Annotated in this window: 15 protein-coding genes and 2 riboswitches; of the genes, 2 read left to right on the forward strand and 13 right to left on the reverse strand. The window is 71.7% G+C overall.

The genetic code is table 11. The features are described from left to right. Nucleotides 1–44: 44 nt before the first annotated feature. From thiI to aceA, 10 genes are all read right to left on the reverse strand, one after another. The gene (gene thiI / locus ACLF5H_RS01725; RefSeq protein WP_421674294.1) at nt 45–1,295 is read right to left on the reverse strand and encodes a tRNA uracil 4-sulfurtransferase ThiI; all 1,251 of its coding nucleotides are present in this window, start codon (nt 1,293–1,295) and stop codon (nt 45–47) included. Between the two features lie 3 nt (nt 1,296–1,298). After that, the gene (gene nrdF / locus ACLF5H_RS01730; protein WP_421674295.1) at nt 1,299–2,321 is read right to left on the reverse strand and encodes a class 1b ribonucleoside-diphosphate reductase subunit beta; all 1,023 of its coding nucleotides are present in this window, start codon (nt 2,319–2,321) and stop codon (nt 1,299–1,301) included. A gap of 41 nt (nt 2,322–2,362) precedes the next feature. Next, nucleotides 2,363–4,498, reverse strand: a complete 2,136-nt coding sequence (gene nrdE, locus ACLF5H_RS01735) for a class 1b ribonucleoside-diphosphate reductase subunit alpha (protein WP_421674422.1) — start codon at nt 4,496–4,498, stop codon at nt 2,363–2,365. Beyond that, entirely contained in the window at nt 4,495–4,926 is a 432-nt protein-coding gene (gene nrdI / locus ACLF5H_RS01740; RefSeq protein ID WP_421674296.1) for a class Ib ribonucleoside-diphosphate reductase assembly flavoprotein NrdI, read from the reverse strand. The genes nrdE and nrdI overlap by 4 nt, the downstream gene beginning before the upstream one ends. Nucleotides 4,927–5,100: 174 nt before the next feature. Further along, nucleotides 5,101–5,322: riboswitch (cobalamin riboswitch) on the reverse strand. A gap of 65 nt (nt 5,323–5,387) precedes the next feature. Continuing rightward, on the reverse strand, nt 5,388–5,735 hold the full coding sequence (locus ACLF5H_RS01745; protein ID WP_421674297.1) for a hypothetical protein: 348 nt from the start codon (nt 5,733–5,735) through the stop codon (nt 5,388–5,390). A gap of 48 nt (nt 5,736–5,783) precedes the next feature. Beyond that, nucleotides 5,784–8,102, reverse strand: a complete 2,319-nt coding sequence (gene metE / locus ACLF5H_RS01750; RefSeq protein WP_421674298.1) for a 5-methyltetrahydropteroyltriglutamate--homocysteine S-methyltransferase — start codon at nt 8,100–8,102, stop codon at nt 5,784–5,786. A 155-nt stretch (nt 8,103–8,257) separates the two neighbouring features. Continuing rightward, a riboswitch (cobalamin riboswitch) is annotated at nt 8,258–8,480 on the reverse strand. Between the two features lie 66 nt (nt 8,481–8,546). Continuing rightward, entirely contained in the window at nt 8,547–9,056 is a 510-nt protein-coding gene (locus ACLF5H_RS01755) for a GNAT family N-acetyltransferase (protein ID WP_421674299.1), read from the reverse strand. Between the two features lie 150 nt (nt 9,057–9,206). Beyond that, nucleotides 9,207–10,076, reverse strand: a complete 870-nt coding sequence (locus ACLF5H_RS01760; protein WP_421674300.1) for a 3-hydroxybutyryl-CoA dehydrogenase — start codon at nt 10,074–10,076, stop codon at nt 9,207–9,209. Then, nucleotides 10,073–11,656, reverse strand: a complete 1,584-nt coding sequence (gene aceB, locus ACLF5H_RS01765) for a malate synthase A (protein ID WP_421674301.1) — start codon at nt 11,654–11,656, stop codon at nt 10,073–10,075. The genes ACLF5H_RS01760 and aceB overlap by 4 nt, the downstream gene beginning before the upstream one ends. 40 nt (nt 11,657–11,696) lie before the next feature. Beyond that, nucleotides 11,697–12,983: an isocitrate lyase gene (aceA, locus tag ACLF5H_RS01770; protein WP_421674302.1), complete on the reverse strand. Its 1,287-nt coding sequence runs from the start codon at nt 12,981–12,983 to the stop codon at nt 11,697–11,699. A 375-nt stretch (nt 12,984–13,358) separates the two neighbouring features. Between aceA and ACLF5H_RS01775 the strand changes: the two genes are divergently transcribed. Further along, nucleotides 13,359–14,765 (forward strand): short-chain fatty acyl-CoA regulator family protein, encoded by a 1,407-nt coding sequence (locus ACLF5H_RS01775; RefSeq protein ID WP_421674303.1) that lies wholly within the window; start codon nt 13,359–13,361, stop codon nt 14,763–14,765. Between the two features lie 151 nt (nt 14,766–14,916). Beyond that, on the forward strand, nt 14,917–15,966 hold the full coding sequence (locus ACLF5H_RS01780; protein ID WP_421674304.1) for an alpha/beta fold hydrolase: 1,050 nt from the start codon (nt 14,917–14,919) through the stop codon (nt 15,964–15,966). Nucleotides 15,967–15,998: 32 nt separating this feature from the next. Here ACLF5H_RS01780 and ACLF5H_RS01785 read toward each other — a convergent pair whose 3' ends face one another. Genes ACLF5H_RS01785 through ACLF5H_RS01795 form a run of 3 tightly spaced genes read right to left on the reverse strand, consistent with a single transcriptional unit; the run spans nt 15,999 to nt 19,719 of the window. Further along, nucleotides 15,999–16,694 (reverse strand): formyltransferase family protein, encoded by a 696-nt coding sequence (locus ACLF5H_RS01785; RefSeq protein ID WP_421674305.1) that lies wholly within the window; start codon nt 16,692–16,694, stop codon nt 15,999–16,001. Then, nucleotides 16,691–17,938: a cytochrome P450 gene (locus ACLF5H_RS01790; RefSeq protein WP_421674306.1), complete on the reverse strand. Its 1,248-nt coding sequence runs from the start codon at nt 17,936–17,938 to the stop codon at nt 16,691–16,693. The genes ACLF5H_RS01785 and ACLF5H_RS01790 overlap by 4 nt, the downstream gene beginning before the upstream one ends. Further along, nucleotides 17,932–19,719 (reverse strand): beta-ketoacyl synthase N-terminal-like domain-containing protein, encoded by a 1,788-nt coding sequence (locus ACLF5H_RS01795; protein WP_421674307.1) that lies wholly within the window; start codon nt 19,717–19,719, stop codon nt 17,932–17,934. Before ACLF5H_RS01795 ends, ACLF5H_RS01790 begins: the two co-directional genes overlap by 7 nt. Nucleotides 19,720–19,734: the final 15 nt, after the last annotated feature.

Here is a 19,734-nt window from a genome sequence, read left to right on the forward strand (position 1 = left end):
ACCGACATACCGCCGACAGCTCACGCGCGCCGCCCACAGATCTCCTACGCGGGCGCCGCCGCCGGAGCCGGACAGCCGGTGGACTGCGCGGGCACCTCGGCGGTGTCCTCGCCGGGCAGCAGCACCTGGGCGCCGTCCAGGAGGGCCGCCGTCACCTCGTCGAGGTCGAGCCGCCGCTCCACGGCGTGCAGCTGCGGCAGCCCGGCCCGGGTACTGGCCCGGGGCGGGGCGAGCAGGGAGCAGCAGTCCTCGTCCGGCAGCACGGAGATGTCCGCGGTGCCGATGGCCCTGGCCTCGTCGATGATCTCCTGCTTCTCCCGGCCGATCAGCGGCCGCAGCACCGGCAGTTCGGCCACCTCGTCCACCGCGACCAGATTGGCCAGCGTCTGGCTCGCCACCTGCCCCAGGCTGTCGCCGGTGACCAGCGCCTGCGCCCCGATCCGGTCGGCCAGCGCACAGGCCGTGCGCACCATCAGCCGCCGCTGCGCGACCACCTGGAGCCGGCCCGCACCGGCCACCGCCAGCTGCTTCTGGGCCTTGCCCAGCGCGATGACGTGCAGCTTGCCGGGCGGCTGGTACCGGTTCAGCTCCCGGGCCAGCGCGTACGCCTTGTACACGGAGGCGGCGTTCGTGTAGGGCGCCCCGCTGAAGTGCACGAAGTCGCAGGCCAGGCCCCGGCGCATGATCCGGTGGGCGGCCACGGGGGAGTCGTAGCCGCCCGAGAGCAGCACCAGGGCCCGCCCGCTGGACCCGACGGGCAGACCGGTCAGCCCGGGGTGGCGGGCCCAGGACAGATAGGTCTCCTTGCGGTCGATCTCCACGGTCAGCACGACGTCGGGCCGGGTCAGATCGACGCGGGGCCCCTCGACCTCCGCCAGGATCCGCGCCCCGAGGTGCCCGGCCACCTTCGAGGAGGTCAGCGGGAACTGCTTGTCCCGCCGCTTGGCCCGCACGGCGAAGCGGAGCCCCGGCCGCTCCGCGTTCAGCGCCCGCAGCGCGGACACGGCCGTCGCGGTGATGTCCGCCAGGGTGCTGGGCACCCGTACGGCCGGTTCGACCGAGGCGAAGCCGATCACCCGGCGGGCCCGCTCCACCAGGACCTCCTGCGGGACCTGACCGCCCAGCACCGTGACGTTCTGCGCGACCTTGATCCAGGTCGAGCCGCCCACGCCGCGCAGCGCGAGCCGCAGATTGTCGTGCAGCCGCTCGGTGAAGCGGTGCCGGTTGTGCCCCTTGAGGAACACCTCGCCGTGCTTGAGCAGCACACAGGTGCTGCCGGAGTCGTCCATGCGCATCTCTCAGAAGTCCCAGTCGTCGTCGGCGGTGTCCTCGGCCTTGCCCATGACGTAGGAGGAACCGGAGCCGGAGAAGAAGTCGTGGTTCTCGTCCGCGCCCGGCGAGAGCGCCGCCAGGATCTCCGGGTTGACCTCGGTCTGCGCCGCGCCGAACCGGGCCGGGTAACCCAGGTTCATCAGCGCCTTGTTCGCGTTGTAGCGGACGAAGACGGCCACGTCGTCCATCAGGCCCAGCGGCTCGTACAGCTCGCCCGAGTACCGCATCTCCAGCTGGTACAGCTCCTCCAGCAGGGCGTGCGTGAACTCCCGCATCTCCTCCTGCCCGGCCGGTGTCAGCTTCTCCAGGCCGCGCTGGTACTTGTAGCCGGAGTAGTAGCCGTGCACCGCCTTGTCCCGCAGGATCAGCCGGATCATGTCGGCCGTGTTGGTGAGCAGCGCGTGGGTCGAGAAGTGCAGCGGCAGATAGAAGCCCGCGTACAGCAGCAGGGACGACAGCAGGGTGGAGGCCACCTTGCGCTTGAGCGGGTCGTCGCCGTAGTAGTGCGCGAGGACCGTCTTGCAGCGTCGCTGGAGGACGTCGTTGCCGACCGCCCAGCGGTAGGCGTCGTCGATCTCCGGGGTGGTGGCGAGGGTGGAGAACACCGAGGAGTAGCTGCGGGCGTGCACCGCCTGCATGAAGGCGATGTTGGTGTACACCGCCTCCTCGTGCTCGGTGCGCGCGTCCTGGATCTGCACGATCTCGCCGACGGTCGCCTGCACGGTGTCCAGCATGGTCAGACCGGTGAACACCCGCATGGTCAGGGTGCGTTCCTCGGCACTGAGCCGCTGCCGCCAGGCACCGAGGTCGTTGGAGAGCGGGACCTTCTCGGGCAGCCAGAAGTTGGCGGTGAGCCGGTTCCACACCTCCAGGTCCTTCTCGTCGGTGACCCGGTTCCAGTTGACCGGGCGCAGCCGGGCGGCGGGGTCGTGCCGGTAGGACGGGGGCGTGACCGACAGTTCGGTCAGGGGCGCGGGGGTGGTGGTCATCGTGGGCTTCCTCGGAGCGTGCGGGATCGGAACGTGCGGGATCAGAGCGTGCAGGAGAGGCAGTTCTCGATCTCGGTCCCGGCCAGGGCCTCTTGGCGCAGCCGGATGTAGTAGAGGGTCTTGACGCCCTTGCGCCAGGCGTGGATCTGCGCCCTGTTCAGATCGCGGGTGGTGGCGGTGTCCCGGAAGAACAGCGTGCAGCTCAGCCCCTGGTCGACATGCTGGGTGGCCGCGGCGTACGTGTCGATGATCTTCTCGGGGCCGATCTCGTACGCGTCCTGGAAGTACTCCAGGTTGTCGTTGTCCATGTGCGGCGCCGGGTAGTAGACCCGGCCGAGCCTGCCCTCCTTGCGGATCTCCACCTTGGCGGCGATCGGGTGGATGGAGGCGGTGGAGTCGTTGATGTAGCTGATCGATCCGGTGGGCGGTACGGCCTGGAGGTACTGGTTGTAGATGCCGTGCTCGCGCACCGACCGCCGCAGCTCGCGCCAGTCGTCCCGGGTCGGGATGCGCACCCCGGCCCCGGCGAACAGGGCGCGCACCCGCTCGGTGGCCGGTTCCCACGCCCGCTCGGTGTACTTGTCGAAGTACGAGCCGTCCGCGTACGCCGAATTCTCGAACCCGTCGAAGGCCGTGCCGCGTTCGATCGCGATCCGGTTCGAGGCGCGCAGGGCGTGGTAGGCGACGGTGTAGAAGTACATGTTCGTGAAGTCGACGCCCTCCTCGCCGCCGTAGTGGATCCGCTGGGAGGCGAGGTAGCCGTGCAGGTTCATCTGGCCGAGCCCGATGGCGTGTCCGAGGCGGTTGCCGCGGGCCACGGACGGCACCGCGTCGATGTCCGACTGGTCGGAGACGGACGTCAGGCCGCGCACCGCGCTCTCCACCGTGGCGCCGAGGTCGGGGGAGGCCATCGCGGCGGCGATGTTGAGCGAGCCCAGATTGCAGGAGATGTCCCGGCCGACCGTCTCGTAGCCGAGCGCCGCGTCGTACGTGCTGGGCGTGTTGACCTGGAGGATCTCCGAGCACAGGTTGGACATGTTGATCCAGCCGGGGATCGGGTTGGCCCGGTTCACCGTGTCCTCGAACAGCAGATACGGATAGCCGGACTCGAACTGGAGCTCCGCGATCGTCTTGAAGAACTCCCGTGCGCTGATCGTGGTCTTGCGCACCCGCGGGTTGGCGACCAGGTCGTCGTAGTGCTCGGAGACGGACAGATCGGCCAGCGGCCTGCCGTACTCGCGCTCGACGTCGTACGGCGAGAACAGGTGCATGTCCGCGTCGCGCTTGGCGAGTTCGAAGGTGATGTCGGGGACGACCACACCGAGCGAGAGGGTCTTGATGCGGATCTTCTCGTCCGCGTTCTCCCGCTTGGTGTCCAGGAACCGCATGATGTCCGGGTGATGGGCGTGCAGATACACCGCGCCCGCGCCCTGGCGCGCGCCCAGCTGGTTGGCGTACGAGAAGGAGTCCTCCAGCAGCTTCATCACCGGGACGACACCGGACGCCTGGTTCTCGATCCGCTTGATCGGCGCGCCCTGTTCGCGCAGGTTCGTCAGCAGCAGCGCCACGCCGCCGCCCCGCTTCGACAGCTGGAGCGCGGAGTTGACCCCGCGCCCGATGGACTCCAGGTTGTCCTCCACCCGCAGCAGGAAGCAGGAGACCAGCTCGCCGCGCTGCGCCTTGCCCGCGTTGAGGAAGGTCGGGGTGGCCGGCTGGAAGCGGCCCGTCATCATCTCGTCCACCAGCCGGGACGCCAACTCCTCGTCACCGGCGCCGAGATACAGCGCGGTGGCGACGACCCGGTCCTCGTACCGCTCCAGATAGCGGGAGCCGTCGAAGGTCTTCAGGGCGTACGAGGTGTAGTACTTGAACGCGCCGAGGAAGGTGCGGAACCGGTGCTCATGGGCGTACGCCTGCCGGTACAGCCGCTCGGTGAACTCCCAGTCGTGGCGCCGGAACACCGCCTCCTCGTAGTAGTCGTTCTCGATCAGATGGCCGATCTTCTCCTTCAGCGTCGCGAACACCACCGTGTTCGGGTTGACGTGCTGGAGGAAGTACTGGCGCACGGCCTCGCGGTCCTTGTCGAACTGGATGCGCCCGTCGCAGTCGTACATGTTCAGCATGGCGTTCAGCGCGTGGTGGTCCTTGCGCGTCCCGACCGGCTCCCGGGTGCTCATGCCGCCGGCCGCCCCGCCGTCGAGGAGTGTCGTGTCCAAAACGTCCGCAGTCCTTCCCGTACGGCACGGACATCGCGGTCCGTGCCCAGCAATTCGAATCGGTACAGCTCCGGGACCCGGCACTTCGCCGAGATCACCCGGCCGGCCAGGCAGTAGTCGGCGCCGAAGTTGGTGTTGCCCGACGAGATCACCCCGCGCAGCAGCGCCCGGTTGGCCTCGATGTTCAGGAAGCCGATCACCTGCCGGGGCACCGCGCCCGCCCGCTCGCCGCCGCCGTACGTCGGGGTGATCAGCACATACGGCTCGGTGACCTGCGGCATGCCGGTGCGGCGCGGGTGCAGGGGGATGCGCGTCGCGGGCAGACCCAGCTTCTCCACGAAGCGCCGGGTGTTCTCCGAGACGCTGGAGAAATACACGAGACCGCTCATCGGTCCGCCGCCTCCTCTCGCTCGTTCCCGTCCGGCTCCGAGAACCGGGAGGAGGGCACGGCGGCACGCGAGGCGGGCGTCGGGGCGGTCGGCGGAGAAGACACGCCGGACCCCGGGGTCCCTGCGGCGGCCACGCGGCCCTCCCTCGGGGCCTCGAAGCGCGCACGCCGTCCGTCGGCGTACGCGCCGGTGGCAGGTCTTCGGACTCGCGGGCGCGCCCTCACCACGTGAGGACTCCTACGGGCCGTCGCTTCCCAGCCCCGTTCACCGGGTCCAGTGCGTATGACGGCGGTCGTTCCCGCTCACCGCTGCGGGGCAGTCCCGGATTCCCACCGGGTTCCCTCTTGCCTCGCCGGACACCACTGCGCCCGGCGAACCACCAGCGCGTTCAACACTACATCTAGAACTCGCCTGGGGTGCACAGCCCCAGATGTTGTGTCGCGGGTGGAACTTAGGTATACCTAAGTGTGTCGGGCGGGGCGGGTCCGGCGGTCCTTCGCCGCGCGCCCCGCGCCCGTGACGGCGCGGAGGTCCCGGGCGCGCCGCCGTATGCCCGCGACCAGTTCGGCGTGCCCGGCCCCGGGTTCCGCGGGCGGCTCGTGCGGGGCGGGCTCCCGCTCACCGGCCAGGACCTCGGCCAGCTGCTCCAGGAACTCCACCGTGTCGAAGAGCGTGTCCCGCAGGGCGCGCATCCGGGCCGTCTGACTGCCCAGTTGCCGGCGCATCGCGAGCAGGCTCTCCAGATCCTTCGCGGGCACGGCGACCAGGGGCCGCCCGTCCACCACGACGTCCTGCGGTTCGTGTCTCACCGTCGGGCCCCCTCCTGCTCCTGCGGTGGCTGTGCTGCCGGGTGCGGATCAGGACCCGGTCAGCTCCTCGCGGACCGTGCGCGCGGCCGTGACCAGGTTCTCCAGGGACTCACGGGTCTCCGGCCAGCCGCGGGTCTTCAGCCCGCAGTCCGGGTTGACCCACAGCCGCTCCGCCGGGATCGCCCCGAGCCCCGTGCGCAGCAGACCGGCCGCCTCCTCGGCGCTCGGCACGCGCGGGGAGTGGATGTCGTAGACACCGGGACCGGCCTCGCGCGGATAACCGTGGTCGGCCAGCTCGCGGGCGACCTGCATATGGGAGCGGGCCGCCTCCAGGCTGATGACATCGGCGTCGAGATCGTCGATGGCCCGCACGATGTCACCGAACTCGGCGTAGCACATGTGCGTGTGGATCTGGGTGTCCGGGCGCACCCCGCAGGTGCTCAGCCGGAACGCCTCGGTCGCCCAGTCCAGGTACCCGGGCCGGTCGGCGGCGCGCAGCGGCAGCGTCTCGCGCAGCGCGGGCTCGTCCACCTGGATCACCGAAGTCCCCGCCAGCTCAAGGTCATCGACCTCGTCCCGCAGCGCGAGGGCCACCTGCCGAGCGGTGTCCCCGAGCGGCTGGTCGTCGCGGACGAAGGACCAGGCGAGCATGGTGACCGGACCGGTGAGCATGCCCTTGACCGGGCGGTCCGTGAGCGACTGGGCGTACGACGTCCAGCGCACCGTCATCGGCCCGGGGCGGGAGATGTCACCGGCCAGGATCGGCGGCCGCACATACCGGGTGCCGTACGACTGGACCCAGCCGTGCTGGGTGGCGAGGTAGCCGGTGAGCTGCTCGGCGAAGTACTGCACCATGTCGTTGCGCTCGGCCTCGCCGTGCACCAGGACGTCGAGACCGGCCTTCTCCTGGAAGCCGATCACCTCCCGGATCTCGGCCTTGATGCGCTCCTCGTACCCGGCGGTGTCGATCCGGCCCGCCCTCAAGTCGGCGCGCGCGCTGCGCAGTTCGCCGGTCTGCGGGAACGATCCGATCGTCGTCGTGGGCAGCAGGGGCAGCCCGAGCCGGGCCCGCTGGGCCGCGGTGCGCTCGGCGTACGGCTGGGAGCGGCGGGCGTCGGCCCCGGTGACGGCGGCGGCGCGGGCGCGCACGGCCGGGTCATGGGTGATGGGGGAGCCGGCCCGGGAGGCGAGGTCGGCCCGGTTCGCGGACAGCTCCGCGGCGATGGCGTCCGTGCCGAGGGTGAGGCCCTTGGCGAGCGTGGCGATCTCCGCCGTCTTCTGCTCGGCGAAGGCGAGCCAGCGCAGGATCTGCGGGTCGATGTCGCGCTCGGCGGCCGCGTCGAGGGGGACGTGCAGCAGGGAGCAGGAGGCCGCGACGTCCACCCGGTCGGCCAGGCCCAGCAGGGTGCCGAGGGTGGCCAGGGACTTCTCCAGGTCGTTGACCCAGATGTTGCGGCCGTTGACCACGCCCGCGACCAGCCGCTTGCCGGGCAGCCCGCCGACGGCGGCCAGCGCGTCCAGGTTCTGGGCGGCGGCCTCGGTGAAGTCCAGGGCCAGGCCCTCCACCGGCGCCTTCGCGAGCACCGGAAGGGCCTCGCCGAGCCGGTCGAAGTAGGAGGCGACCAGCAGCTTCGGGCGGTCGGTGCGGGCGCCGAGGTCCCGGTAGGCGCGCTCGGCGGCGTTCAGCTCGGCCGGGGTGCGGTCCTGGACCAGGGCGGGCTCGTCGAGCTGCGCCCAGTCGGCGCCGGCCGCCCGCAGATCGGCGAGGATCTCGGCGTACACCGGCAGCAGCCGGTCCAGCAGGGTCAGCGGCTCGAAGTCCGCGGGCACGCCGGGCGCGGGCTTGGCCAGCAGCAGATAGGTCACCGGGCCCACCAGCACCGGGCGGGCGCTCAGCCCGAGGGCGAGGGCCTCCGTCAGCTCCGCGACCTGCTTGGCGGAGTCCGCCGTGAATACCGTGTCCGGACCCAACTCGGGCACCAGGTAGTGGTAGTTGGTGTCGAACCACTTGGTCATCTCCAGCGGCGCCACCTCCTGGGTGCCGCGGGCCATCGCGAAGTAGCCGTCCAGCGGATCGGCGGCGACGGCCGCCCGGTGCCTGCTGGGGATCGCGCCGACCATGACGGTGGTGTCCAGGACATGGTCGTAGTACGAGAAGTCGCCGGTCGGCACCTCGTGCAGGCCGGCCGCGGCGAGCCGGCGCCAGGTGGCGCTTCGCAACTCGGCCGTGGTGGCGCGCAGTTCGGTGGCGGTGACGCGGCCCTTCCAGTAGCCCTCGACCGCCTTCTTCAGTTCCCGGTTCGCCCCCTGGCGGGGGTAGCCGTACACGGTGGCCCGTGCCGCCGCGGCTGCGGACTTCGTGGTCACGGAGATCTCCTTCGCGAGATGAATCCCTGAGATCCCGGGGACGGGACGAGAGCGCGAAGGGGTGACGGACCGTACGGCAGCGGCCCACGGCCGTCCGTTCGGTTCTGTGTCGCCGACCCGCCCTCGAGGTCACCGGGATGCCGCGCACGGGATGTCCCGGGCACGGGCAGTTGGCAGGTCTTCGGACTCACGGGCACGCCCTCACCACTTGAGGACACCTACTGGCCGTCGCTTCCCAGTCCCGTTTCACCGGGTCCAGTGCGTATGACGGCGGTCGTTCCCGCTCACCGCTGCGGGGCAGTCCCGGATTCCCACCGGGTTCCCTCTTACGACGCTCCCGCCTGGCGGACGGGGCGAACCAGCTGCACGGGCCAGCCTACGGGCCGAAGGGCGCGCGTGGTGGATCAGGTCCAGCATTCGGATGGCGCGCCGAGACGGACGGCCTCAGACCAGATCGCGTCCCGGCTCCATGACCCAGTGATTGCTGCGCAGTGCCCGCCCGGCGAAGTCCACGTCGATCTCCGCGAGGAAACGGAAGCCGAGGGAGCGGCAGATCCCGTTCGACGCCGCGTTGCCGGTCGCCGGGAAGGCGTGCACCACACCCCAGCGGTCCTGGTCGCGGGCCTGCTCCAGGAGGGCCCGGACGGCCCGCTTGCCGAGCCCGCGCCCCTGGAACCCGGGCAGCACCATCCAGCCGATCTCGGAGACCGGCCCCTGCGCGCTCTCATGGGTCCACAGGGTCACCGTGCCCGCCACCACATCGGGCCGCGCCGGGTCGGGCACGATCATCTTCAGCCAGGCACGGTCCGCCGCGGCCTCCTCGGCGTCCCGGCGCACCTTGTCCGCCATCCCCTCCCGGGGCAGCGGCCCGCCCAGGTCCGCCATCATGCGGGGATCGCACCGCATCCGTACATAGGCGTCCACGTCGTCCGGTGTGACATCGCGCAACTGCACGTACTCCTCCAGGGGTTCGCCCGCGATGCTGCCACACGCAGAGGGCGGGAAGCGCCGCACACGCGCTTCCCGCCCTGCCCTCCGCGCGGCCTCCGGACCCTCGACCGGTGACCGCGGACCGGGCCCCTCAGCCCGGCCGGACCAGGTTCCTCAGCCCTGGTCGTACACGTGGAACCCCCGGCCGCTCTTGCGGCCAAGCAGCCCCGCCTCGACCATCCGCCGCAGCAGCGGGGGCGGGGCGTACAGGGGTTCGCGGAACTCGTCGTGCAGCGACTCGGCGATCGCGGCGACCGTGTCCAGGCCGATCAGGTCCGCGAGCCGCAGCGGCCCCATCGGGTGGGCGCAGCCGCGCTCCATGCCCGCGTCGATGTCCGTGGCCGAGGCGAAGCCGGACTCCGCCATCCGGATCGCGGCCAGCAGATACGGCACCAGCAGCGCGTTGACGACGAAACCGGCCCGGTCCTTCGCGTGCACGACCGTCTTGCCGAGCACCTCGGTGGCGAAGGTCTCCACCTCGGTCACGGTCCGGGCCGAGGTGTGCAGCGAGGCGACCACCTCCACCAGGGGCAGCACCGGTACCGGGTTGAAGAAGTGCAGTCCGACGACCCGGTCCGCGCGCGAGGTGGCCATGCCGAGCCGCATCACGGGCAGCGAGGAGGTGTTGGTGGCCAGCACCGCCGCCGGATCCGTCACGATCTTGTCGAGCGCGGCGAACACCTCGGTCTTGGCGTCCGCGTTCTCGGTCACGGCCTCGATCACGAGCTGCCGGTCGGCCAACGCGTCGAGATCGCCGGTGAAGACGAGGCGCGCGAGGGCGTCCCGCGCCTCGGTCTCGGCCAACTTGCCGCGCCGTACCGCCTGTTCGAGGGAGGCGGCCACCCGGTTTCGGGCCGCGCGGGCGGCCACCGCGTCCGCCTCGCAGACCACCGTGTCCAGACCGGCCCGCGCGCACACCTCGGCGATGCCCGCGCCCATCCGGCCACCGCCGACCACTCCGACGCGTGCGAAGCGCCCGCTCATGACGCCCGCCGCACGAGGTGCCGGGAGTAGGCGTCGGGAGTGAAGAACAGCGGCAACTCTCCCTGGAGCGCGGTGCGTTCGAACAGCGCGCGCACGTCGTCCACCGGTGCCCACGGATACTCCGCGCCGAGCGCCGCCGTCTCCTCCTCCAGCAGCCCCGCCACCGTCTCCCGCTCGATCACCCGGTGCCGCAGCCACTGCCAGATCTGCACCCGGGCGATCTCCGCGGTGGCCGCGTCCTCCATGAGGCCGTCGAGCGCGACGGCACCCCGGCCGTCCAGCCAGGCGGCGAAGTAGCGCAGCGCCACCCGGAGGTTGGTGCGCACCCCCTCCGCCGTGGGAGGCCCGGCGATCCGCCGCACCGACAGCAGCTCGGCCGCCGTCACCGCCACGTCCTCGCGCAGCCGGTCCAGTTGGTGCGGCCGCTCACCGAGGACGCCGTCGAACACCTCCCGGCACACCGGGACCAGACCCGGATGCGCCACCCAGGAGCCGTCGAAGCCGTCCTCGGCCTCCCGCTCCTTGTCCAGCCGGACCGTCGCCAACGCGGCCTCGCGGGCGGCCGGTTCCGAGCCCGGCACCTGCGCCGCCATGCCGCCGACGGCATGCGCGCCCCGCTTGTGGCAGGTGCGCACGAGGAGTTCGGTGTACGCCCGCATGAACGGGGCCGTCATGGTGACCTTCGCCCGGTCCGGGAGCAGGAAGTCGGTGCGGTGGCCGAACGTCTTGATCACGCTGAACAGATAGTCCCAGCGGCCCGCGTTGAGGCCCGAGCTGTGCTCGCGCAGCTCGTAGAGGATCTCCTCCATCTCGAACGCGGCCGTGATCGTCTCGATGAGCACGGTGGCGCGGACGGTGCCCCGGGGGATGCCGAGCAGCTCCTGGGCGAGCAGGAAGACATCGTTCCACAGCCGCGCCTCGTACCGGTTCTCCAGCTTGGGCAGATAGAAGTACGGGCCGTGCCCGGCGTCGATCTGCCGCTGGGCGCAGTGGAAGAAGTAGAGACCGAAGTCCACCAGCGCCGCGGGCACGGGCCGGCCGTCGTACTCCAGATGCTCCTCCTCCAGGTGCCAGCCGCGTGGCCGTACGACGATCGTGGCGAGCCGGTCGCCGAGCCGGTACTCCCGGCCGTCCGCGGCGCTGAAGTCGATCCGCCGCTCGATCGTGTCCAGCAGGGTCAGCTGGCCGCCGATGACATTGCCCCAGGTGGGCGCGGTGGCGTCCTCGAGGTCGGCCATCCACACCTGGGCCCCGGAGTTGAGCGCGTTCACCGCCATGCGGCGCTCCGGCGGCCCGGTGATCTCCACGCGGCGGTCGCTCAGACCGGGCGCGGGCGCGGCCACCCGCCAGCCGAGGTCGGCGCGCACGGCGGAGGTGACCATCGGGAAGTCGAGCGGGGTACCGGCGGCCAGCCGCAGGGCCTGCCGGCGCCGCTCCTTCATCAGCTCCTGGCGGCGCTCGCCGAACGCGGCCACGAGGGCCCCGACGAAGTCCAGGGCGGCGGGCGTGAGGATCTCGTCGTGCCGCTCGCCCGCGGGGGCGAGCACGCGGACCCGGTGGGTCAGTGCACTGGTGGTCATCGGTGTCTCCTGGAGGAGGTGCGCGGAGGTGTGGGGCGGCCTAGTGGAACTGCTCGGCCTCCGTCGAACCGGCCAGCGCGGTGGTGGAGGAGGCGGGGTTGACCGCGGTGGAGACCAGGTCGAAGTAGCCGGTGCCGACCTCGCGCTGGTGCTTGACGGCGGTGAAGCCCTGCGCCTGGGCGGCGAACTCCCGCTCCTGGAGGTCGACATAGGCGGTCATGCCGTGCTCGGCGTAGCCGCGGGCCAGGTCGAACATGCCGTGGTTCAGGGAGTGGAACCCGGCCAGGGTGATGAACTGGAACCGGTAGCCCATCGCGCCCAGCTCCCGCTGGAACTTGGCGATCTGGTCGTCGTCCAGCGCGGCCTTCCAGTTGAAGGACGGCGAGCAGTTGTAGGCCAGCATCTGGTCCGGGTAGCGGGCGTGGATCGCCTCGGCGAACTCACGGGCCTGCGCGAGGTCCGGGGTGCCGGTCTCCACCCAGATCAGATCGGCGTACGGCGCGTACGCCAGACCGCGGGCGATCACCGGCGCCATGCCGGGCCGCACCCGGTAGAAGCCCTCCGCCGTGCGCTCGCCGGTGACGAACTCGGCGTCCCGCTCGTCCACGTCGGTGGTGAGCAGGTTGGCGGCGAGCGCGTCGGTGCGGGCGATGACGATGCTCGGCACATCGGCGATGTCGGCGGCGAGACGCGCCGCGTTCAGGGTGCGGATGTGCTGCGAGGTCGGCACCAGGACCTTGCCGCCGAGGTGGCCGCACTTCTTCTCCGAGGCGAGCTGGTCCTCGTAGTGGATGCCGGCCGCGCCCGCCGCGATCATGGCCTTGGTCAGCTCGAAGGCGTTGAGCGGCCCGCCGAAACCGGCCTCGGCGTCGGCGACGATCGGCGCGAGCCAGTCGGTGGTGTCCCCGGCGTCCTCGGCGGTGGCGATCTGGTCGGCGCGCAGCAGCGCGTTGTTGATCCGACGCACCACCTGGGGAACGGAGTTGGCCGGGTACAGGCTCTGGTCCGGATAGGTGTGCCCGGCCTGGTTGGCGTCGGCGGCGACCTGCCAGCCGGACAGGTAGATGGCCTGGAGACCGGCCTTGACCTGCTGGACCGCCTGCCCGCCGGTGAGCGCGCCGAGGGCGTGGATGTAGTCCTGCTCGTGCAGCTGCCGCCACAGCCGCTCGGCGCCGCGCCGGGCCAGGGTGTGCTCCTCGCGGACGCTGCCGGACAGCCGAATCACGTCCTCGGCGCCGTAGGTACGCTCGATGCCCTGCCAGCGCGGGTCGGTGGCCCAGCGCCGCGCGAGTTCCTCGGCCGCCTGCGTCCTCGTCGCCTCTGCCATGACTGTCTCCTCGGTCTGTACTGGCTGCCAACGTCCCCGTTCGGGCGAACAGGTGTGGCACTACGTGTCGAAAAGTTGAGATACGGCCCGCCGGTACCTGGAGGCGGAGCTGAGCAGTGCTGCCGGTGACGACCCCCACCCGTGCCGGGAAACCCGATGTCAGGGCCTGATTCGAGCCCCCGGCCGCGAGCGGTGGCCGCCGGTGTCCGGCGGGCCGTACCCACACTCTGACAGTGGCACTGAGTGCCATCAATGGTGGACGTCTGCCAACTTCTGCGAATCTTCCGGCCGTCATTTGCCAACTTTGCGAAGGACCTTCCGAGGTGCCGATCACCTAGGCTGGCCGGAAACGGAGGGACGAGGAAGGACCCGGGGATGAGCAAGACGTACGCGGGCGCGCGGCTGCGGCGCCTGCGCGAGGAGCGGCGCCTCAGCCAGGCCGAGATGGCCCGCGTGCTCGCCATCTCGCCGAGCTATCTCAACCAGATGGAGCACGACTCCCGGCCGCTCACGGTCCCGGTGCTGCTCCGGCTGACCGAGACGTTCGGCGTTGACCCGGGCTTCTTCTCCGAGCGCGACACCACGCGCCTGGTCGCCGACCTGCGCGAGGCCCTGGCCGGGGAGCTCGCCGAGGCCAGCCTGTCCGCCGCCGACCTCGCGGAACTCGCCGCCCGGATGCCCGCCGTCGCGCAGGTGCTGCTCGGCCTCGGCCGCCGCAACCAGCTGCTCGCCGAACGGCTCGCGCAGGCCACGGACAGCCGTGGCACCGACCCCGAGCTGCCCCGCTCACCCCACGAGGAGATCCGGGACTTCTTCTACCGCCGCCGCAACTACCTCCATGACACCGACCTCGCGGCCGAAGCCCTCGCCCGGGACATCGGCATCGGCCCCGGCGAGGTCCTCCCCGCCCTGACCGCCCGCCTCGCCGACCGGCACGGCGTCCGGCTGTCCGTCGGGGCCGCCGACCACCTCCACCACTACGACGCGCCGACCCGCACCCTCCACCTCTCCACCCGGCTGCGCCCCGGCCAGCGCGCGTTCCGGCTGGCCACCCAGCTCGCCCTGCTCGAACACGGCGCCGAACTCGACCAGTTGGCCGCCGAGGACTTCACCTCGGGTTCACCCGCCCACGCGCTCGCTCGCATCGGCATCGCCAACTACTTCGCGGCGGCGCTCGTCCTGCCGTACCGCGCCTTCCACACGGCCGCCGAGGAGGTGCGCTACGACATCGAGCGTCTCACCGACCGCTACGGCCTCGGCTACGAGACCGTCTGCCACCGGCTGAGCACCCTCCAGCGCCCCCGGCTGCGCGGGGTGCCCTTCTCCTTCGTCCGGGTCGACCGGGCCGGCAACATGTCCAAGCGCCAGTCGGCCACCGGCTTCCACTTCTCCCGGGCGGGCGGCACCTGCCCCCTGTGGAATGTGTACGAGGCGTTCGCCGCGCCCGGCCGCATCCATGTCCAGGTCGCCGAAATGCCGGACGGCCAGCGCTACTTGTGGACCGCGCGGGCCGTCGCCCGGCACCGCGGCGGCTGGGGCGAACCCGGCAAGACCTTCGCCATCGGCCTCGGCTGCGAGATCCGCCACGCCCACCGCCTCGTCTACTCCGACGGCCTCGACCTCGCGGGCAGCGCCGCCGCCACCCCCATCGGCATGGGCTGCCGGGTCTGCGAACGCCTCTCCTGCCCCCAGCGCGCCGCCCCGCCGCTCGGCCACCGGCTGCACATCGACCAGGACACCAGCACCTTCGTGCCGTACCGCGTCACGGAGCCCGAAGGCTGAGGGCCCCGGCCCCGCCGCGCCCGCCTCCGCGAAGAGTTCCTCCTGGATGAGGCGTCACCCCCTTCGCGCCGCCTTCGGGGAGCGGGGGCCGGACGGTAGCGTCGCGGACGAACTGACCGCACCGCGCGCAGCGGACGACGGAGGGTTTCAGATGATCGACAGGCGTACCTTCGGGAAGGCCGTCGGCCTGGGGACCGGCGCGGCCGCGCTCTCCCTGACCGGCGCGCAGTCCGCCGACGCCGCCCAGGCCGCTCCCGGCGGGGCGGACGAGGCCCCCGCGTCCCCCGCGCCCGGGGCGCACACCACGTTCCCCGCGCTCAAGCAGGTCACCGCGGGCGTGCTCGACATCGGGTACGCCGAGGCGGGCCCGGCCCACGGCCCCGTCGTCATCTGCCTGCACGGCTGGCCGTACGACATCCACAGCTACGTCGACGTCGCCCCGCTCCTCGCCGGGCAGGGGTACCGGGTGATCGTGCCCTACCTCCGCGGCCACGGCAGCACCCGGTTCCGGTCCGGCCGTACGGTCCGCAACGCCCAGCAGTCCGCCATCGCGCTGGACATCGTCGCGCTCATGGACGCGCTGGAGATCCCCGGGGCCGTCCTCGCCGGCTTCGACTGGGGATCGCGCACCGCCGACATCATCGCCGCGCTGTGGCCGGAGCGGGTCACCGCCCTCGTCTCCACCAGCGGCTACCTCATCACGAACGTCGAGGCGCAGCAGTCGCCCATCGCACCCGCCGACGAGCACAACTGGTGGTACCAGTACTACTTCGCCACCGAACGCGGCCGCCGGGCCATGGAAACCCCGAAGCTGCGCGACGAGTTGTGCCATCTGGTGTGGCAACTGGTCTCACCCACCTGGAAGTTCGACGACGCCACCTTCCGGCGCACGGCGGCGGCCTTCGAGAACCCCGACTACGCCGCCGTCGTCATCCACAACTACCGCTGGCGCCTCGGCCTCGCGGACGGTGAACGCCGTTACGACCGCTACGAGAAGGAACTCGCCGCCCGGCCCGTGATCCACGTCCCGACCATCACCCTGAGCCCCGAGCTGGACCCCTTCACCGCGCCCGGCGACCCGACCCGCGACCGCTTCACCGGCCCCTACGAGCACCGGGTCGTGGCGGGCGCCGGCCACAACCTCCCGCAGGAGGCACCGGCCGTCTTCGCCCGCGCGGTGCTGGACGCCGGCCGGCTCTGACGGGAGGCGGGGGCCCCGCCGGGCCCCCTCGCTCACTCCCCGTGCAGCGCCCACCTGCTGCCGTCGACGGGTTCCGAGCCCGGCAGGGCGATGAGTTCGGGTTTGAACAGCGGGGGTGCGCCCATGGCGGGTTCCCAGGTGGCCAGCTTGTCGTCCTGGGGGACCTCGACGCGGCGGCCCTTGGCGAGGTCGGTGACCACCCGGACCAGGAGACGCACACCGAGGGGGGCGAGGTGCTCGCGCCACAGGGTCCCGGCGGTCGAGCCGGGCGGCACGAACAGATGCTCCTGGGCGGCGATGGGGCCGCCGTCGGTGCGTTCGGTGAGGTGGTAGACGCTGCCGCCCGTCACCTTGTCGCCGTCGCGGATCGTCCACCGGATCGCGTCCCGGCCGCGGTGCAGCGGCAGCAGACTGGGGTGGTAGCCGATGGCCGCGACGGCGGCGCGGGCACGCGTCCGGCGGCCGATGAAGGCGTGCGAGTGGGCGGCGACGATGAGGTCCACCCCGTCGGGGACATGCATCGCGCGCAGCTCGGCCGAGTCCGTCCAGGGGACGCTCCTCGGGTACGCCCACGCGCGCAGCCGGTCCCAGGACAGCGCGTTGCCCTCGTCGGAGTGCCCCCTGCGCAGCCGGGGGGCGGCCACTCCCGCGATCCGGTGGCCTTCCTCTCCCAGGGCGTCCGCGACCTGGACCGCGAACGCCCCCTGTCCCGAAAGGTAGATGTTCACCGGGTTGCCGCCTCCTTCGTCGAGCGGGGATCGGGCCGAAACCGCACCGGCAGCGTGGAGAACCCGGTCAGGAAGTTCGACCGGATGCGCAGCGCCTCACCGGTCTGCTCGAAACCGGTGGTGAAGTCCCGTAGCGCCAGGAGCAGTTCGGCGATCTCCACCTTGGCCAGATAGGAGCCGAGGCAGAAGTGCGGGCCATAGCCGAAGGCCAGATGCTTGTTGGGGGCGCGGCCGAGGTCGAACTCCCCAGGCCGCTCGAAGACCCGCTCGTCCCGGTTGCCGGAGGCGTGCCAGAGCGTGACGATCTCGCCCGGACGCAGCCGTACGCCGTGCACCTCGGTCTCGCGGACCACGGTGCGCCCGAAGTGCAGGGTGGGGGAGGCCCAGCGCAGCACCTCGTCCACGGCGGTGTCGATCGCGACCTCGCCGTCCTTGAGGCGGCGCCACTGCTCGGGCCGCGCCGCGAGGGTGTGCACACCGTCGATCATCGTCAGCCGACTGGTCTCGTCGCCGCCGATGATCAGGCTGTAGCAGTTGAGCACGATGTCCTCGTCGGACAGCGGCACCCCGTCGATGGAGCTCGCGACCAGCAGGCTGATCACATCGTCGCCCGGCGCCGCCCGCCGCTCCTCGACCATGTCCATGAAGTACAGCAGGATCTCGTTGCGGGCCATCTCGGAGTCGACCTCGTCGACGTCCTCGGTGTCGGCCGACAGCGCGGCCTTGGTCTGGGCGAGCAGATGGTCCCGGTCCTGCTCGGGCACCCCGAGCAGATTGGAGATCGTGGTCATCGGGATGCGGCTCGCGATCTCCGCGGCGAAGTCGCAGCCGCCCGCCTCGACCGCCTCGCGGATCAGCCGCCGGGTGTTGGCCCGCACCGCCGCCGCGACCTCGCTGAGCACCCTCGGCGAGAGCACCCGCTGGAGGATCTTGCGCAGCTCGTGGTGGCGGTGCCCGTCGGTCACGGCCAGCATCCGCCCGGCCCCTGCGTCACCCCCGCCCAGCAGCGTGACCAGCACATTGCCGTGCTCGGAGGTGAGGTTCAGATCGTCCCGGTAGGCGGCCATGATGTCGTCGTACCGGGACAGCACCCAGAACCCGCGGCGGCCGCCGACCGGCGGGTTCCAGTACACCGGCGCGGTCTCCCGCAGGGTGCGCCAGAACCCGTCGAGGTCATGGTTCGCGAAGGTGTCCGGGTCGCCCAGGTCCACGGTGGCCGGCGCCGGGGCGCCCGCGGTCACCATTCGGTGCGCCAGAACCGGCGCGGCTGGAACGGGTAGGTGGGCAGCGGTACGCGGTGGCTCGCCTCCCCCTTGTGGAGCGGGCGGAAGTCCACCCGCCGGCCGTTCACCCAGGCGGCGGCGAGCGCGGCCAGCGCCCGGTCGTCGTCCGGAGCGGCCGGGACGATCCCGTGGTCGCTCTGCGGGAGGGCGTCGACGTCCAGCTGCGGCGCGGCACCGGTCGTGACGGCCGGGCCGCCCGCGGAGTCGGCGGACAGCGCCTCGATCAGCTCCTCGCGGCTGCGGACCACGGCCGCCCACCGGCGGTCCATCGTCCGGCGGCCCAGGTTGAGGCTGAAGCACACATCGTCGAGCCGCAGACCGGGGTCGGCCAGCAGCCGGTCCCGCAGCCGGGCGCGCTGCCGGGCGAGCGCGTCGTCGTCCAGGGCGGACAGGGTGGCCAGGCGCGGCCTGCCGACGGCCTCGGGGGCGCGCTCGGCGAGCGTCGGCGCCTCTTCGAGCACCAGGTGCCCGTTGTAGCCACCGCCCCCGATCGCGGTGATCCCGGCGCGCCGGATCCCGGCCTCCGGCTCCCAGTCCGCGGACTCCAGCTGGGGCACGAACGGGGTGCTGGGGAAGTCGATCTCGGGATCGGCCTCGGTCAGGTTGATCGTCGGCGCCAGCGTCCGGTGGTACAGCGCCATGGTGGCCTTCATGGCGCCGAAGCCGCCCGCCACCACCCCGCCGTGCCCGACGTTGCCCTTGACCCCGCCGATCGAGCAGGTACCGGTCTGCTTGCCGAACGCCATGTTCACGGCGTGCACTTCGAGCTGGTCGGTGATCGGCAGCCCGAGCCCGTTGGCCTCGTACATCGACACCGTGTCCGGGGTGACGCCGCCGACCTGCATGGCGGCCGCGATGCACGCGCTGAGCCGCTCGGGCTGCGCCAGCCCGTAGGCCATCGCGCTGACCCCGTTGTTGTTGATGGCCGAGCCCTTGACCACGGCGTAGACGTGGTCCCGGTCGGCGACGGCCTGGGCGAGCGGCTTGAGCAGCATGGTGACGACACCGCTGGACAGCGCGGCGCCGGTACCGGCCGCGTCGAACGGGCGGCAGTGGCCGTCCCGGGACAGGATCCGGCCCTCCTCCCACAGATGACCGCGCGGATGCGGCAGCCGGACCATCGCGCCGCCCGCGATCGCCATGTCGGTCTGCCCCAACAGCAGTGACTGGCAGGCCAGATGCACCGCGTAGTGGAAACCGGCGCACGCCGTGGTGACGGTGACGGCCTCGCCGGTCAGCCCGATGTAGTACAGCGCGTTGGACGTCATGGTGTCCGGCGACCACGCCAGACCGTGCTCGATCGCCTCGGGGCCGACCGAGACCCGGTCCGGCGGAGTGCCGTAAAGGGCCGCCGTCTGCGGGTTGTTGGCGCCGTAGATCCCCATCTCGCCCGGCACCCGGTCGGGGTCGTAACCGCCGTCCTCCAGCGCCTCCCAGGCGCTCTCCACGAACAACCGGTTCTCCGGGGTCATCGCGGCCGCCATCCGGTCGCTGATGCCGAACACCGACGGATCGAACGCGTCGTACCCGTCGAGCGTGCCGCAGGCCCGCACGTAGTACGGGTTGTTGATCAGGGTCTCGTCGACCTTGATCTCGTCCTTCTCCAGGAACCGCACGGACTCCCTGCCGTGCACGAGGTTGTCCCAGAACTGTTCCTTGGTGCGGGCACCGGGCGCCTTGCACGAGATGCCGATGACGGCCACGTCGCCCGGGTCGTAGTCCTGCTCGGGACTTTCGGACATGAAGGGCTCCTGCTC

Origin of the sequence: Streptomyces sp. LaBMicrA B280 (assembly GCF_049222185.1) — a bacterium.
GTDB classification, from domain to species: domain Bacteria; phylum Actinomycetota; class Actinomycetes; order Streptomycetales; family Streptomycetaceae; genus Streptomyces; species Streptomyces murinus.

What these genes read in the sequence shown, in the direction of transcription:
- ACLF5H_RS01795 (WP_421674307.1), bottom strand. Translation starts at nt 19,719, where the DNA reads ATGTCCGAAAGTCCCGAGCAGGACTACGACCCGGGCGACGTGGCCGTC.
- aceB (WP_421674301.1), bottom strand. Translation starts at nt 11,656, where the DNA reads ATGACCACCAGTGCACTGACCCACCGGGTCCGCGTGCTCGCCCCCGCG.
- ACLF5H_RS01775 (WP_421674303.1), top strand. Translation starts at nt 13,359, where the DNA reads ATGAGCAAGACGTACGCGGGCGCGCGGCTGCGGCGCCTGCGCGAGGAG.
- thiI (WP_421674294.1), bottom strand. Translation starts at nt 1,295, where the DNA reads ATGCGCATGGACGACTCCGGCAGCACCTGTGTGCTGCTCAAGCACGGC.
- ACLF5H_RS01790 (WP_421674306.1), bottom strand. Translation starts at nt 17,938, where the DNA reads ATGGTGACCGCGGGCGCCCCGGCGCCGGCCACCGTGGACCTGGGCGAC.
- ACLF5H_RS01760 (WP_421674300.1), bottom strand. Translation starts at nt 10,076, where the DNA reads ATGAGCGGGCGCTTCGCACGCGTCGGAGTGGTCGGCGGTGGCCGGATG.
- nrdI (WP_421674296.1), bottom strand. Translation starts at nt 4,926, where the DNA reads ATGAGCGGTCTCGTGTATTTCTCCAGCGTCTCGGAGAACACCCGGCGC.
- ACLF5H_RS01780 (WP_421674304.1), top strand. Translation starts at nt 14,917, where the DNA reads ATGATCGACAGGCGTACCTTCGGGAAGGCCGTCGGCCTGGGGACCGGC.
- nrdF (WP_421674295.1), bottom strand. Translation starts at nt 2,321, where the DNA reads ATGACCACCACCCCCGCGCCCCTGACCGAACTGTCGGTCACGCCCCCG.
- aceA (WP_421674302.1), bottom strand. Translation starts at nt 12,983, where the DNA reads ATGGCAGAGGCGACGAGGACGCAGGCGGCCGAGGAACTCGCGCGGCGC.
- nrdE (WP_421674422.1), bottom strand. Translation starts at nt 4,498, where the DNA reads ATGAGCACCCGGGAGCCGGTCGGGACGCGCAAGGACCACCACGCGCTG.